The following is a 14,457-nucleotide window of genomic DNA, read 5'->3' on the forward strand; positions in this document are numbered from 1 at the left end:
TGAGCGATGGGCACGGAGCACGATCGAGAGCTCGAGGAAGCAGGGAACGGATCGCCGTCGACGCGCGGGCGCCCCGACAGGACGGGGCCCAGGCAGGTCGTGCCGAGCGCCGACATCGAGGACGACGAGGCCCGGTACCTGGCGCCGATCGGCCCGACGGAGCCCTCGGACGGGCGGAAGACGCAGTCGTCCGAGGGGCACGCCCCGGTCGTGCCGGTGACGACCGAGGAGCTCCAGCGCCAGATCAGGGAGCTCGAGGCGCGGCTCAAGCGGATGCTCGCCGGGGGCCCGTCGCCCGACGCGAGCTGCGCGGCGGGAGGTGAGCCCGAGACCGAGCGGAGCCCGCGCCAGGGCGGAGCGCCCGCGGCGTCGGCCGGCTTCGCCAGCGAGCCGCCGCTCTCCGAGCCCGGGACGGCGCGCGACGTCCTGTCGACCGATTTCTACCTGCGGCAGTGGGGCCGCGCCGGCCTGCGCCGCCGCTCGGAGGAGGTCGACGAGTTCGGCTTCGATCCCAAGTACGAGGCCCGGTACAGGTCGCTCTTCGACTTCCTGCACAGGTACTACTTCAGGATCGAGCTCGAGGGCATCGAGCGCATCCCCGCCGAGGGGCGGTGCCTCGTCGTGTCCAACCACTCGGGCGGGCCCATCCCCTATGACGGGCTCATGCTGCGGGCCGCGGTGCGGCGGGAGCACCCGGCGCGGCGGGAGCTCCGCTGGCTGGCCGACGATTTCGTGTACTACCTGCCGTTCGCCGGCACGATCATGAACCGGCTCGGGGCCGTGCGGGCCTGCCAGGAGAACGCCGAGCGGCTGCTCGCGGGCGAGCGGCTCATCGCTGTCTTCCCGGAGGGCGTCAAGGGCAGCGGGAAGCTCTACAAGGAGCGGTACCAGCTCCAGCGGTTCGGTCGCGGCGGCTTCATCCGGCTCTGCCTGCGCACGCGCACCCCGCTCATCCCGTGCGCCATCGTGGGGGCCGAGGAGACGAACCCGCTGTTCTATCGGGTCGAGCACCTCACGCGCGCGCTCGGCATCCCGTACCTGCCCATCACCCCGACGTTCCCTGCGCTCGGGCCGCTGGGCCTCGTGCCGGCGCCCACCAAGTGGAAGATCCGCCTGGCCGATCCCGTGCGGTTCGACGCGTACGGCCCGGAGGCGGCGGACGATCAGATCCTTGTGCGGCGCCTCGCGGAGCGCGTGCGCGCCACGATCCAGGGGCTCATCGACGAGACCCTGGCCACCCGGAAGTCGATCTGGTTCGGATGAAGCGATCTGCCGAGGCGAATCCTCCCCCCATGCCCGAGAACACGACCGAAGGGGATCCGCCCGCCGAGCCCGAGCGAGCGATGAGCAGGGGCGCGCGGCCGGAGGGGGTGCTGGTGATCGACAAGCCGCGCGGGCCGACGAGCCACGACGTCGTGGCCCGCCTGCGCCGCGCCTTCGGCGTGAAGCGCATCGGGCACGCGGGGACGCTCGATCCGATGGCGTCCGGCGTCCTCGTGGTGCTCGTCGGCGAGGCCACCAAGCTCGCCCCGTACCTGACCGCGCAGGACAAGCGCTACAGGGCGCGCGTCGTCCTCGGCGTGGGGACGGACACCCTCGACGCGGAGGGGGAGATCACCGCGGCGCAGCCCCTGCCGCCGTGGCTCGACGCGGAGCTCGGCGCCCTTGCGGGGGCCGGCGGGCCTCCCGGCGGTGAGGCGCTCGCGCGCGCGGCGCCGCGCATCGCCGCCGCGGTCGACGCGGAGCGGGCGCGGCGGGAGCAGGCGCCGCCGGCCTACTCGGCCATCAAGGTCGCCGGGCAGCGCAGCTACGCCCTGGCGCGCGCCGGACAGGCGGTGGACCTGGCGGAGCGGGCCGTCGAGGTCCGGTCGCTCGAGGTGACCGGCGCCTCGCGCGGCGGGCCCGGCGCGCCGGCCGCGGGCGCCGCGCCGGCCGCGGATGCTGCGCCGGCCGCGGGCGCTGCGTCCGCCACCCTCGATCTCGAGCTCGGGGTGAGCAAGGGCTATTACGTGCGCTCGCTGGCGCGCGATCTGGGCGCACACCTCGACGTCCCCGCGCACCTGTCCGCGCTCCGCCGCACGGCGAGCGGCAGCTTCACCGTGGAGCAGGCCGTGTCCCTCGATGCCGGCGCCGAGGCGCTGCGCGCGTCGCTGCGCCCGCTCGCCGACGCAGCCGCCACGAGCCTCCCGGTCGCCCGCCTGACCGAGAACGGCGCCCGGCGCGCGCGCATGGGACAAGCGCTCACGGAATCCGACTTCTCGCTAGCTCCTGCGCACTCTGGCGCCGCCGTATGGCTCGATCCGGACGGAGTTGTCGTGGCGCTCGGCGCTGCCGAGGTCGCCGATGAGAACGCCGCTGATGGCCTTCCAGCGCCATCACCGACTCGATTTTCCGTCCTGCGCGGCTTTTCTGGAGCGCCAGACATGCGTGGGAATGCTGCTAGATAAGAGAAACCCACAGGACACGGCAATTCCCTGGACTTCGGCAGATCTACGGCGCATGTCACTGGAAGCGCTCGGCAGGATCGGTCGAGCTGGGGAGTCCGCCTTCGGGCGAGAGCGGCAAGAACGCGTGGTTCCGTCATCTCCTGAGATTTCGCGTCCCGGTCCGGTTGCGCTCCCCTCGCCTGTTCCGTTACGATTCGTCCGTTAGGAGCCTCTGTTTGAGTCCCGATTTCGTTCCATTGCCAGCGCTCGGCGCTGCAGTTCTCTCCGCTGTACTTGGCTCGCTGTTCGTCGGTGCCGACACCGCACTGACGACGTTGAGCGCGACGAGGCTCGGCGCCCTGATTGAGCAGGCGACGGGCCCCACGAAGTCCGCCTACGAGCGGATTCGTCGAGAAGACGCCAAGCTCCGTTCCCGCTACCTGCTCGGCTGGGTCGTATCGACCAGCCTGACGGCCGCCTGCTTCGACCTCTTCTTCCGGCGGGTTGTCCCTGGCGCGGCGCTCTATCTCGGGCTGGCGACCACCATCGTCGTCAGCGGAGCCCTTTACGAGGTCAGCTCCACGCTGGGCCGCAAGCACGCCGATCGGGCCGCATCGATGGCGGTCCGCTTCTTGCGCCCTCTCGAAATCGCCATGCTGCCGCTCGCCATACCGCTCGGCTGGATCGGCTCCAGGCTGGGGCCGCGGGATGGTGAGCAGCCGTCGGACCCGAGGGTTGCCGAGGCGGAGGTCGAGATCCTCGTCGATGAGGTCGAGCGCTCTGGTCTCTTCGGGCGGGAGCCGGCGGAGATGATCCGGAATGTGCTCGAGTTCGCCGATCTCACGGCGCGGGACGTGATGGTGCCGCGATCCAAGGTCGAGGCCATCGAGATCTCCACTCCGCTGGAGAAGGTGCTGGAGATCGTCACCGAGAGCGGGCACTCGCGGTATCCGGTCTACAAGGATCAGACCGACAACATCGCTGGTCTCCTCTACGCGAAGGACCTGTTCAAGGTCCTCGAGGAGCGCCGGCTCAAGAACACGACGCTCCGGGAGATCACGCGGAGCCCTGCGAATTTCGTCGCCGAGTCGCAGCCTCTCTCCTCTCTGCTCCGGGAGATGAAGAGCCGGAGACAGCACCTCGCGATCGTGGTCGACGAGTTTGGCGGGATGTCGGGGATTGTCACCCTGGAGGACGTGCTCGAGGAGATCGTCGGAGACATCCGGGACGAGCACGACGAGACGGACGACGGTGCCGCCATCCAGGATCTGGGCGACGGCCGCCTGGTCGCCGACGCGGCCGTGTCGATGAGCGATCTCTCGGCCTACCTGGGCGCCGAGCTCGACCGGGAGGGAAAGTACGATTCCCTCGGCGGGATGATCACGCAGCACGTCGGCAAGGTGCCCGAGGTGGGCACGGCCGTGAGCAAGTTCGGCCTGCGCTTCATCGTGCGAGACAGCGACGAGCGCCACATCGGCAAGGTCGAGATCGTCCGCCCCCGCGCCATGGGCGCCGGCGGCGCCGCCTGAAGCGGCGGGCCGCGCGGGAGGTATTGCCGAGCTGCCCGGCCCGGAGCGAGGGGGGGCGTCGCGCGGGACGGCGCGGGGCCCCGCCGAACTCGCCCAAATGACCAAGCTCCTCCGGCTTCGCCGGAGGAGCTTGGTCATTTGGGCTCAGACATCGGCCCATCCCCGCGCCGTCCCGCGCGACGCCCCCCCTCGCTCCGGGCCTACCGTCATCCGCACGGCCACCTCCCGCGCCGCGCGCTGCTTCAGATCTGCCGCGGCCGAGCAGCGCGCGCCCGCACAGGAGACGGGCCCAGATCGGCGTTTTCGGCGCGCAAGCGCACTCCGGTGCGCTGAGCACCGAAAACGCCGAGATGGGCCCGTATCCGCAGCGGGCGCGTGCCGCTCAGCGGGCGAGGGAGATTTTGTGGAGCTCGTTCGCGAGATCGTCGCCCTCTTTGATGAGGCCGGGCGTCTCTTCGACGGGGTTGTCCTTGTTGCCGTCGAGCGTCTTGCGGATGTCCGCCATCGCGCTGGCGAGCCTGAAGACCATCTGCTCGCTCGTGAGGCCTGCAACGGACTGAGGATCGACCGGGAGGGCCTGCAGATCGCCGCCGGCGATGTCGCCCTTCGTCCAGCGGGTGGCCTCCTTCTCGGCGGGCTTCAAGCCCTGCTGCGTGCGCTCGAGGCGGCTCACCGTGTACTTCGCCGGCCAGTCCTTGCCGAACGGGAACGGCGCCTTGTTGGGAACGAGCTCGGCCACCGTCTTGTCGCCGTCCCGGCGGAAGACCACCGAGAAGTTCACGACCGGCTCCTCCTGCTCCTTCCACGATTTCTCGACGGGAGCCTGCGCGGCGGAGAGGACGTTCTTGAGGCTGTCCTTGGTCTTGTTCAGATCCTGGACCGCCGTGGTGTAGGTGAGGAGCTGGCGCATCACCCGCCCCGGGAGGCTGCCGATCTGCTTGCCCTCCAGGTTGGTGGCATCGAACGGGACGTTGATGCCGCCCAGCTCGTTCACGAGCTCCGCGGGGAACTTCTTCCCCTCGAGCGCCGTCCGGCCCGCCTCGAGCTTCTCCTTCAGCGCCGCCATCTTCTCGTTCGCGGCCTTCACGTCCTTCTCGAGCGCCGCGGCGCCCTCGACCGCGAGCTTGCCGCGATCGCCGCGCTCCTTCGCGCCGCCGATGGCGAAGCCCACGGCGATGCCGACGACCGCCGCGAGGCCGGCGTAGAGCGCCGTCTTCTTCGAGGCCTTCCGGCGCTCCTGCTCGACCTCCTCGCCGACCTCGACCTTGATGGTCTGCGCGGCCGCCGTCGGCTTGGGGGGGGGCGTCTGGATCACAGGACGCGGCGCCGGCGCGAACGGAGGCAACGGGATGCCTGGCGAGATCCCGGGCGGAGGCGCGATGCCCCCCACGGAGGGCATCGGCGGCCGCGCGCTCGGATGCGGCGAGGGCACGCCGATCGGGCCCGCGTTCATGTCGGGAGGCGGCCCCGATCCGGGCTGCGAGCCAGGCACGGGAAGGGGGACGGCCGCTCCCGGCGCCCCGCCTATCGCCGTTTTGCCAAGCCGAGCCTTCAGATCGATTTTGCTCTTCTTCTTTTCTTCAGCCATCGGCTCCTCGAGGACGGGATCGCTGCACCACTTCGCGCTGAAAACTCCAGCCCGCCCGAGGGAATCGACCCACCACGGCCCGAACCGGAGCTGCCGCTGTGCGAGCGGCAGCAGAAGACGACACGGGCCGGCCTCCAGCAGACCGACATGGGAGCGGGGAGGGAAAGATCAGCAACACGACGGGAGCGCCGGGCGAGCGGACAACCCGCCGGGCACGTTAGCGGCGCGCTGCCTGGAATGTCAACGCGATGGCGATCGCAGCGCAGGATGTGTTTCGACAGGCGATCGCCAGGCCACACGGGCCACCCGGCCCCACGGCAGCCCCCGCCGGCCCGCAGCTGCGCCCTCGCCGGGTCTGTACCGTCGCTCCCGGTCCCCATCCTGCCCCATCACGCAGGCGACCGCCGGCAACCTGGCCCTCCGCGAAGGGACCGGGTAGGAAGCAGGGGGCTCATGGTCTCGTTCAAGTTCGGCGGGGGTCGGCCGCCGCGGCTCCGCTCTCCTTCCGGCAGCGGACCGCAGGCGCCGCCAGCTTCATCCACCGGCAACAGACCGCAGGCGCCGCCCGCGGCATCCTTTGGCGACGGGCGGCAGGCGGCACCCCCGCCTTCCAGCGGCGGGTGGCAGGCGCCGCCCCCTCCTGCCTCCAGCGGGGGCCGGCGGGGACCGCCCTCGCGCCGGCCGTCGCTCCGGATGGAGACCCGGCGGGTCACGAGCTTCGATGGAACCGACATCACCTACCGCGTGACGCCGCCGCCGTTCGAGGGGGCGAAGACGGTGGTCCTGGTCAACGGGCTGGGCGGGCCGTACCTCGCCTGGCGGGCGCAGGTCGAGTACCTCTCCGACCAGTACCGGTTCATCACGTGGGACTACCGCGGGATGTACGCGTCGAAGCGCCCTTCGCCGGACGTTCCGGAGGCCTATGCGGTCGCGAACCACGTCCGCGACCTGGAGGCGATCCTCGCCGTCGAAGGGATCCGGCACGGCTCGCTGATGGGGTGGAGCGTGGGCGTCCAGGTGGCGCTGGAGGCGTTCCACAGGCTCCCGGGGTTCGCAGCGAACCTGGTCCTGCTGAACGGCACCTACCGCCGGCCGCTGGGGACGATGGGGCCGCTGCCTGGGCTCGGACGGCTGTTCCCACCGTTCGTGGCGCTCGCGGCGCGCGCTCACACGCTGGCGGCCCGGGTGACGGGCAGCGCCATGGCCCCGCCGGACGCGGTGCACTGGCTGAAGCGAATGGGGCTGCTCGGCAAGACGCTCGACAGCGAGGCGTTCACCGAGCTCGTGCAGCCGTTCGGCCGGCTCGATACGGACGCGCTCTTCAGCAACCTGCGCGCGCTCGACGCCCACGACGCCGAGCACGTGCTCGAGCAGATCGACGTCCCGACGCTGCTCATCACCGGCGACCGCGACGCGTTCACCCCGCGGGCGCTGGCGCAGTCGATGGCACGCCGCATCCCGATGGCGGAGATCCTCGTGGTCCGCGGCGGGACCCACACCACCGCGGTCGAGTTCCCCGAGCTCGTCTCGCTCCGGATCGAGCGCTTCTTCGCCGATCACGGGTTCTAGCGCCGCCCGCCCGAAGTCCGGTCAGTGATGACCGGACTTCGGCGCCGCTTCGCGGCGGCTTCGCGCCGGCGGCTCTAGTTTTGTTTCCTCGGGGCTCCGCCCCGAACCCCAGCGTCCGCTTCGCGGCCGCGCCGCCCGCCTGGCCCGGGGCCAGGCAGGCGCGCGCCGCCTACTTCCTCAAGAGGTCCGCGAACGGGTTGTTGCGGAAACCGCCCGACGAGCTCCCCTGCCCCTTCCCTTGCTGCCCCTGCCCCTGGGCCGGCCTGCGGCCGTCGCCGCGATCGTTGCGGCCGCGCGCGTCGCCGCCGGCGGACGGGCCGCCCGCCTGGGGACGCGCGCCGGCGGGAGCGCCGCCCTTCTTCGCGGTGAGCGAGATGCGCTTGCGCACGAGGTCGACCTCGAGCACGCGCACCTTGATCTTGTCGCCCACCTTCGCGACCTCGTTCGGGTCCTTCACGAACCTGTCCGCCAGCTGCGAGACGTGCACGAGGCCGTCCTGGTGGACGCCGATGTCGACGAAGGCGCCGAACGCCGTGACGTTGGTCACCACGCCCTCGAGCTCCATGCCCGGCTTGAGATCCTCCATGGTCCGCACGTCGTCGCGGAACTTCGGCGGCTCGAAGGTCGCGCGCGGGTCGCGGCCCGGCTTCTTCAGCTCGCTCAGGATGTCGTTCAGCGTGAACGAGCCGACGTCGCCGGCCTCGTACTTCTTCGGATCGATCCGCGCGATCGCCGCCGTGTCGCCGATGAGCGACCCGACCGGCACGCCGAGGTCCGCCGCGATGCGCTCGACGAGGCCGTAGCGCTCCGGGTGCACGGCGCTCGCGTCGAGCGGGTGCTCCCCGCCCCGGACCCGCACGAAGCCCGCCGCCTGCTCGAACGTCCGCGGGCCGACGCCGGGCACGTCGAGCAGCGCCTTGCGGCTCTTGAACGCGCCGTTCAGGTCGCGGTGCGCGACGATCTTCTTCGCGAGGCTCGGGCCGATGCCGGCGACGCGGGCGAGCAGCGGGGCGCTCGCGGTGTTGAGCTCGACGCCGACCCGGTTCACGCAGCTCTCGACCACCTCGTCGAGCTTCCGCGCGAGCAGCCCCTGGTAGACGTCGTGCTGGTACTGGCCGACGCCGATGCTCTTCGGGTCGACCTTCACGAGCTCCGCGAGCGGGTCCTGCAGCCTGCGGGCGATGCTGATCGCGCCGCGCACCGTGAGATCGAGCTCGGGGAACTCCTCGCGCGCGACGTCGCTCGCCGAGTAGACGCTCGCGCCAGCCTCGCTCACCGGGACGCAGAACAGCTCCGTCAGCGCCTCCGACGCGAGCACGTCCTTCACGAACGCCTCGGTCTCGCGGCCGTGCGTGCCGTTGCCCACGGCGACTGCGCGGAGAGGGTACTTGCGGCAGATGCGGCGCAGGTCCTGGCGCGCGCGCTCGAGCGAGTCGCCGCTCCCGACCAGGTAGATCGTCGTGTGCTCGAGGAGCTTGCCCGTCTCGTCGACGACGGCGCACTTGCAGCCGGTGCGCTGGCCGGGGTCGATGCCGAGCACCGCCTTCGTGCCGAAGGGCGCGGCGAGGAGGAGCTCGCGGAGGTTCTGGGCGAAGACCTCGACCGCGGCGCGATCGGCCTGCATCTTGAGGTCGACGCGCACGTCGCTCTGGACCGCCGGGAGCAGGAGCCGCTTCACGGCGTCGTCCGCGGCCTTCGTGAGCTCGCCGGCCCACGGCGATTTCGGCTTCAGCCCCACCGCGGCGTGGATCGGCGGGACGAGCGGCTCGGGCGCGAGCTCGATCGAGGCGCGGAGCACGCCCTCGGCCTCGCCGCGGCGGATCGCGAGGTAGCGGTGCGACGGGATGTTCGCGACGGGCTCCTCGAAGCTCCCGTACATGTCGAACTTCGTCTGCTTGGCCGCGTGCTCCTCGTTCTTCTGGACCTTGATGACGCCTTCCTTCGCGTAGGCCTCGCGGACGAGCTTGCGCACGTCGGCGTGCTCGGCGATGCGCTCGGCGCAGATGTCGCGCGCGCCGGCGAGGGCGGCCGCCGCGTCGGGGACCTCCTTCTCGGCGCTGACGAACGCGCGGGCCTCCTCCTCGGGGCTGCCGTCCCCCGGCTGCGACCACATGCGATCCGCGAGCGGCTCGAGGCCCCGCTCCTTCGCGATGATGGCCCGCGTGCGGCGCTTCGGCTTGAAGGGGAGGTAGAGGTCCTCGAGCTCTGCCTTCGTGTGGCAGGCGCGGATCTTCGAGGCGAGCGCGTCGGTGAGCTTGCCCTGCTTCTGGATCTCCGTGAGCACCGTGGCGCGGCGCTCCTCGAGCTCGATGAGGTAGGCGCGGCGCTCCTCGATGGCGCGGATCTGCACCTCGTCGAGCCCGCCGGTCGCTTCCTTGCGGTAGCGGGCGATGAACGGGACCGTCGCCCCCTCGGCGAGCAGCTTGGCCACCGCCGAGACCCCCTGGCGCGGGAGGCTCAGCTCCTCGGCCAGGAGCGGGACCGGATCGAACGAGCTGTCCGCGCGGCTCGGGACAGCGACAGGGCTCTGCGTCTCAGTCATGGGCGCGGCATACGCGCAGGGTGCACGCGCGTCCAGGCTTGACTTGCTGTCTGCCTCAGCGCCCCGCCGCGATGATGTCGCCGTCGCGCAGCACGGCCCGCGCGCGCGGCGCGCCCCAGGGCTGCACGATCGCGTTCTCGTGGGGCAGGTCCCACACGGCGAGATCCGCGCGCAGCCCCGGACGGACGGCGCCGCACACGCCGCCGAGGCCGAGCGCGACCGCCGCCTCGCGCGTCGCGCCCAGGATCGCCTCGGCGACCGTGAGCCCGTAGAGCCGCACCGCGAGCGCGAGCGCGAGCGGCAGGCTCTCGGTCGGCGCCGTGCCGGGGTTCGCGTCGCTGCCCACGATCAGCGGGACGCCGGCGGCCCGGAGCGCGGCGACGGGCGGCGGCTCCTGCCGCAGCGTGAAGCTCGCGACGGGCAGCAGCGCGGCGGCGACGCCCGCCTGGGCGAGCGCCGCGATGCCGGCCGGCGCGACGTGCTCGAGGTGGTCGGCCGACGCGGCGCCGAGCGCGGCGGCGAGCTCGGCGCCGCCCACGTCCGCGAACTGCCCGACGTGCACGCGCACGCCGAGCCCCAGCGCGCGCGCCCGCTCGAGGACCGGCCGCGCCTCGTCCACCGAGAACGCGCCCCGGTCGATGTAGGCGTCGACGTAGCGCGCGAGGCCGGCCGCGGCGATCGCAGGGAGCCAGGAGCGCGCGACGGTCGCCGCGTAGGCCGCGCGGTCGCCGCCGGCCTCCGGGGGCAACGCGTGCAGCGCGAGGTACGTCGGAACGACGCGGGGCAGCCGCGCGTCCCTCCCCGCCTCGGCGATCGCCTCGAGCTGCTTGCGCTCCGTCGCCTCGTCGAGGCCGTAGCCGCTCTTGGCCTCGACGGCGGTCACGCCGAGCGCGGCCATCCGGCGGAGGCGGGCCCGGAGCGTGTCCGCGAGCTCGCCGGCGGCCGCGGCGCGCGCCGCGCGCATGCTGGCGACGATGCCGCCGCCGGCCGCGGCGATCGCCTCGTAGTCGCCGCCGGCCATGCGGATCGCGTACTCGGCGTCCCGCGAGCCGATCCAGGGCGCGTGCGTGTGGCAGTCGACGAGCCCGGGCGTGACGACCCCCGCGGCCTCGATCGCGATCGGCACGCCGGCCTCGGGCCGCAGGATCTCCTGCCGCGGTCCGACGGCGTCGATGGCGCCGCCTCGCACCACGATCGCGGCGTCCTCGATCACGCCGAGGGGATCGCCGGCCGAGGCGCGGGACGGGTCGCAGGTGACCAGCCGGCGCGCCGTGATGGCGAACGGGCGCTCGGGGTGCTGCGCGGCCTCCGCTCGCGCGCCACCCGGCGGCGCCGTCACGTCGCCGCCTCAGTGACGCGCGCGCGGCGCGCCCGCTCGACGTCCTCGAGCACCGCCCGGGACGCGGGCCCGCCGACGAGCTCGGCGAACGCCGCGGGCGAGGAGGCCGGCCGCGGCGGGCACCGCCGGCGCAGGCCCAGGCAGCGCGCGGCCGCCTCGGCGCAGCGCTCGCGGAAGCGCGGCTCGCGCTCGGCCTTGCGCACGAGCGCCTCGTGCACGCGATCCTGCAGGTCCTCGCTGTGGCAGACGAGCAGCGCGTCGCAGCCCGCCCAGACGGCCGCGGCGGCGGCCTCCTCGACGGCGTGGTGCGCAGCGATCGCGGCCATCTCGAGATCGTCCGAGAAGAGCACCCCCTCGAAGCCGATCTCGCCGCGCAGGAGGTCGGTGCAGATGGCGCGCGACAGCGTCGCCGGGACGCCGGGATCGAGCGCCTCGACGACGATGTGCGCCGTCATGAGCGACGCGACCCCGGCGCCGCAGGCGGCGCGGAACGGCGGCAGCTCGATCTCGTCGAGGCGGCCGCGCCCGTGGGCGATGGTCGGGAGCGCGAGGTGGCTGTCGAGCGCGGTATCGCCGTGCCCGGGGAAGTGCTTGCCGCAGGCGAGCACGCCCTCCTCCTGGAGCCCCTCCAGGAACGCGACGGCGCTCCGCGCGACCGCGCCGGGATCGCGGCCGAACGCGCGATCGCCGATGATCGGGTTCGCCGGGTTCGAGTCGACGTCGAGCACCGGGGCGAAGTTCAGGTTGATGCCGACCGCCCGGAGCTCGGACGCGACGGCGCGCGCCGCGCGGCGCAGCAGCGGGAGGTCCGCGAGCTCGCCGAGGGAGCGCATCGACGGCAGCGTCAGGAACGGCGCGGGCAAGCGGGTGACGCGGCCCCCCTCCTGGTCGATGCCAATGAAGGGAGGCCGATCAGGGCCGCCCGCCGCGGCGAGCGCCTGGCAGAGCCGCGCCGTGGCGGCCGCGTCAGGGACGTTGCGCCGGAACAGGATCGCGCCGCCCCGCCGCCCCTCGGCGAGGGCCTTCAGGTACCGGGCCGGCGGCTCCACGCCGTCGAAGCCGCCCACGATGAGCTGACCACACAGGACCTCGAGCTCCAGATCGAGCCGCATCGTCCACCACCTCTCGCGCGGCGCAGGCGAGTGGCCGGCCGCGGAATCCGTTCGTAGACGACTCGTAAACGACTTGGGCCGACGAGGCCACTTCCGGGGGATGCCGGCGCGCCGGAGGGGAGGCCGCGGCGCCGGAGGGATCGCCGCGGCGCCGGAGGGGCGCAGCCCGTCGCGGTCGGCTCCCTCAGAACCGGATCGCGATCTTCCCGAAGTGTGAGCCGCTCGCCATGGACTCGATCGCCTGGCGCACCTCGGCGAAGGGGACCACGCGGTCGACGACAGGCCGGAGCCCGCTCGCCGCGATCGCGCGGTTCATGTCCTCGAACATCGCCCGCGACCCGACGAAGATGCCCTGCGCGGTGATCTGCTTCATCAGGATGGGGAACAGCCCGACATCCCCCAGAGCGCCGCCCGTGAGCACGCCGATGAGGCTCACGCGGCCGCCGAACCGGACCGCGCGGAGCGAGCGGGCGAGCGTGCCCGCGCCGCCCACCTCGATCACATGATCCACGCCGGCGCCGCCGGTGAACGAGCGCGCGGGCGCGTCCCAGTCGGGGTTCGTGCGGTAGTTGATGGTCTCCGACGCCCCGAGCGACCTGGCGCGCTCGAGCTTCTCGTCGCTGCTCGAGGTGACGATGACGCGGGCGCCCGCGAGCCGGGCGAACTGCAGCGCGAAGATCGAGACGCCGCCCGTGCCCTGGACGAGGACCGTGTCGCCCGCCTTGAGGTGGCTCGCCGCGAAGAGCGCGTTCCATGCGGTCACCGCGGCGCACGGCAGCGACGCGGCCTCCTCGTCCGTGAGGTGCTGCGGGACCTTGACGACCCCCTCCGCATCGAGCAGCACCCGCTCCGCGGCCACGCCCGGCAGCTCGCCGCCGAGCGCCGCCCGCGCCTTGTCCGCGGAGAGCTCCCCGTCGATCCAGCGCTGGTGGAAGGTCGGGCTCACGCGATCGCCGACCTTCACCCGCGTCACCCCGTCCCCCACTGCGACGACCTCGCCGACCCCATCGGAGAGCGGGATCAGCGGCAGCGAGAACTTCGGGTTGTAGAGCCCCTTCGCCACGAGCAGGTCGCGGAAGTTGAGCGACGCCGCCCTCATCTGCAGGACGACCTGCCCAGGCCCCGGCTCAGGATCCGGAAGATCGATCGGGCGGAGCGCGTCGAGACCGAACGAACCCTGGAGAGCGAACGCTTTCATGCAGATCCTCCTTGAGCGGAGCTCCGCTATCCCACGCGGCGTGGAGGCCGGTCAACGCGCCGGCCGCCGCGCGTCGCGCAGCGCCTGGGAAGCGAGCCACAGGCCGGCCGCCATCACGAGCGCCGTCCCGAGCAGCTGGTCCGCCGACGGGCTCTCGCCGAGCCAGGCGGCGGCGAGCACGTGCGACAGGACGACCCCGAGGTAACCGATCGCGCCGATGCGCGCCGCGCTGTCGAGCGCGTAGGCGCGCGTCATCGCGAGCTGCGCGAGGCCGCCGGCGAGCCCCGTCCCGATCAGCAGGAGGGCGCCGAGCGCGTCGGGCGTCCGCCAGACCGGGATCGACAGCGCGATCATCGCGGCGCTCGCCACGAGCGAGAAGTGCAGCGCGATCGCCTCGGGGCTCGCGCGCTCCCCGCCGGCGCCGATCCTGCGCAGCCAGATCATCGCGAACGCGGAGAAGACGGCGCCGAGCGTGGCGATGAGCGCGATCTGGCCCGCGATCGCGAGCCTCGGCGCGGCGACCAGCCCGACGCCCGCGAAGGCGAGCAGGGTCGCGAGCCAGAGGCGCGGGCTCGTCCGCTCGCCGAGCAGCCGCGGCGCGAGGATCGCGACGAAGATCGGGCTCGTCGCGCCGAGCGTGACCGCGTCGCCGAGCGCGATCTGCGGCGTGCCGAGCGTGTAGAAGCCGCAGAGCATCGCCCCGGTGCCGCAGAGCGAGCGCGCCCACGCGAGCCGCCGGTCGCCCCGACCCATGGTGAGCGGCGCCCGGCGGACGAGCGCGACGCCGAGCGCGGTGGCCGCGCCCACCATCGTGCGCGACGCCGCCACCTCGGGCCACGGCGCGTGCTCCGAAGAGAGCCGCGCGAGGACGTTCATCGCGGCGAAGAGCGACTGGGCCAGGAGCATCCACAGGACGCCCGCGGTCGGGTGCGCCGCGCGCCCCTCGCGCTCCGCGGCGAGGACGATCGCGGAGGCCCCGGGCGGGTGCGCGGCGACGGCGCCCTGCGACGATGACGACGTGCTCACGTAGCGCATCGCTTACCACCTCGACCTCGCCGCCGTACACGCCGCCGTGCGCCCGGAGGCGTCGGCGCTCCCGGGTGCGTGCGCGGCATCGAGGCGCTACGGTCGCAACGATGCGCGCGATCATCGGA

General features: G+C 73.0%; 10 protein-coding genes. 4 read left to right on the plus strand and 6 right to left on the minus strand.

Going from position 1 to position 14,457, the window contains the following annotated elements; genetic code table 11:
- Positions 1 to 6 precede the first annotated feature (6 nt).
- From WMF19_RS24455 to WMF19_RS24465, 3 genes are all read left to right on the plus strand, one after another.
- Positions 7 to 1,263, plus strand: a complete 1,257-nt coding sequence (locus WMF19_RS24455) for a lysophospholipid acyltransferase family protein (protein ID WP_437901339.1) — start codon at positions 7 to 9, stop codon at positions 1,261 to 1,263.
- On the plus strand, positions 1,260 to 2,447 hold the full coding sequence (locus WMF19_RS24460; protein ID WP_437901340.1) for a tRNA pseudouridine synthase B: 1,188 nt from the start codon (positions 1,260 to 1,262) through the stop codon (positions 2,445 to 2,447). The genes WMF19_RS24455 and WMF19_RS24460 overlap by 4 nt, the downstream gene beginning before the upstream one ends.
- Before the next feature lie 215 nt (positions 2,448 to 2,662).
- Positions 2,663 to 3,955, plus strand: coding sequence for a hemolysin family protein (locus WMF19_RS24465; protein ID WP_437901341.1), 1,293 nt, complete (start codon positions 2,663 to 2,665; stop codon positions 3,953 to 3,955).
- A gap of 382 nt (positions 3,956 to 4,337) precedes the next feature.
- On the opposite strand, the gene WMF19_RS24470 is transcribed toward WMF19_RS24465, so the two are convergent.
- Complete coding sequence (locus tag WMF19_RS24470; RefSeq protein WP_437901342.1) at positions 4,338 to 5,543, minus strand: formin; 1,206 nt, start codon at positions 5,541 to 5,543, stop codon at positions 4,338 to 4,340.
- Positions 5,544 to 6,236: 693 nt separating this feature from the next.
- Here WMF19_RS24470 and WMF19_RS24475 point away from each other — a divergent pair.
- Positions 6,237 to 7,112, plus strand: a complete 876-nt coding sequence (locus tag WMF19_RS24475; protein WP_437901343.1) for an alpha/beta fold hydrolase — start codon at positions 6,237 to 6,239, stop codon at positions 7,110 to 7,112.
- A gap of 169 nt (positions 7,113 to 7,281) precedes the next feature.
- Here WMF19_RS24475 and WMF19_RS24480 read toward each other — a convergent pair whose 3' ends face one another.
- The 5 genes from WMF19_RS24480 to WMF19_RS24500 all read right to left on the minus strand — a co-directional run bounded on the left by WMF19_RS24480 (position 7,282) and on the right by WMF19_RS24500 (position 14,338).
- Positions 7,282 to 9,654 (minus strand): Tex family protein, encoded by a 2,373-nt coding sequence (locus WMF19_RS24480; RefSeq protein ID WP_437901344.1) that lies wholly within the window; start codon positions 9,652 to 9,654, stop codon positions 7,282 to 7,284.
- A 55-nt stretch (positions 9,655 to 9,709) separates the two neighbouring features.
- On the minus strand, positions 9,710 to 10,993 hold the full coding sequence (gene hutI, locus WMF19_RS24485) for an imidazolonepropionase (protein WP_437901345.1): 1,284 nt from the start codon (positions 10,991 to 10,993) through the stop codon (positions 9,710 to 9,712).
- Complete coding sequence (gene nagZ, locus WMF19_RS24490) at positions 10,990 to 12,105, minus strand: beta-N-acetylhexosaminidase (RefSeq protein WP_437901346.1); 1,116 nt, start codon at positions 12,103 to 12,105, stop codon at positions 10,990 to 10,992. Before nagZ ends, hutI begins: the two co-directional genes overlap by 4 nt.
- A gap of 184 nt (positions 12,106 to 12,289) precedes the next feature.
- Positions 12,290 to 13,303, minus strand: coding sequence for a zinc-dependent alcohol dehydrogenase family protein (locus tag WMF19_RS24495; RefSeq protein ID WP_437330945.1), 1,014 nt, complete (start codon positions 13,301 to 13,303; stop codon positions 12,290 to 12,292).
- 51 nt (positions 13,304 to 13,354) lie between these two features.
- Positions 13,355 to 14,338, minus strand: coding sequence for a DMT family transporter (locus tag WMF19_RS24500; protein WP_437330946.1), 984 nt, complete (start codon positions 14,336 to 14,338; stop codon positions 13,355 to 13,357).
- Positions 14,339 to 14,457 lie beyond the last annotated feature (119 nt).

The organism is Sorangium sp. So ce124 (assembly GCF_051525235.1).
GTDB lineage: Bacteria > Myxococcota_A > Polyangia > Polyangiales > Polyangiaceae > Sorangium > Sorangium atrum.

Bases quoted from the DNA above. Each gene is read 5' to 3' on its own strand.
- WMF19_RS24460 (WP_437901340.1), top strand. From the start codon at position 1,260: ATGAAGCGATCTGCCGAGGCGAATCCTCCCCCCATGCCCGAGAACACG.
- WMF19_RS24500 (WP_437330946.1), bottom strand. From the start codon at position 14,338: ATGCGCTACGTGAGCACGTCGTCATCGTCGCAGGGCGCCGTCGCCGCG.
- WMF19_RS24475 (WP_437901343.1), top strand. From the start codon at position 6,237: ATGGAGACCCGGCGGGTCACGAGCTTCGATGGAACCGACATCACCTAC.
- WMF19_RS24480 (WP_437901344.1), bottom strand. From the start codon at position 9,654: ATGACTGAGACGCAGAGCCCTGTCGCTGTCCCGAGCCGCGCGGACAGC.
- WMF19_RS24470 (WP_437901342.1), bottom strand. From the start codon at position 5,543: ATGGCTGAAGAAAAGAAGAAGAGCAAAATCGATCTGAAGGCTCGGCTT.
- WMF19_RS24495 (WP_437330945.1), bottom strand. From the start codon at position 13,303: ATGAAAGCGTTCGCTCTCCAGGGTTCGTTCGGTCTCGACGCGCTCCGC.
- nagZ (WP_437901346.1), bottom strand. From the start codon at position 12,105: ATGCGGCTCGATCTGGAGCTCGAGGTCCTGTGTGGTCAGCTCATCGTG.
- WMF19_RS24455 (WP_437901339.1), top strand. From the start codon at position 7: ATGGGCACGGAGCACGATCGAGAGCTCGAGGAAGCAGGGAACGGATCG.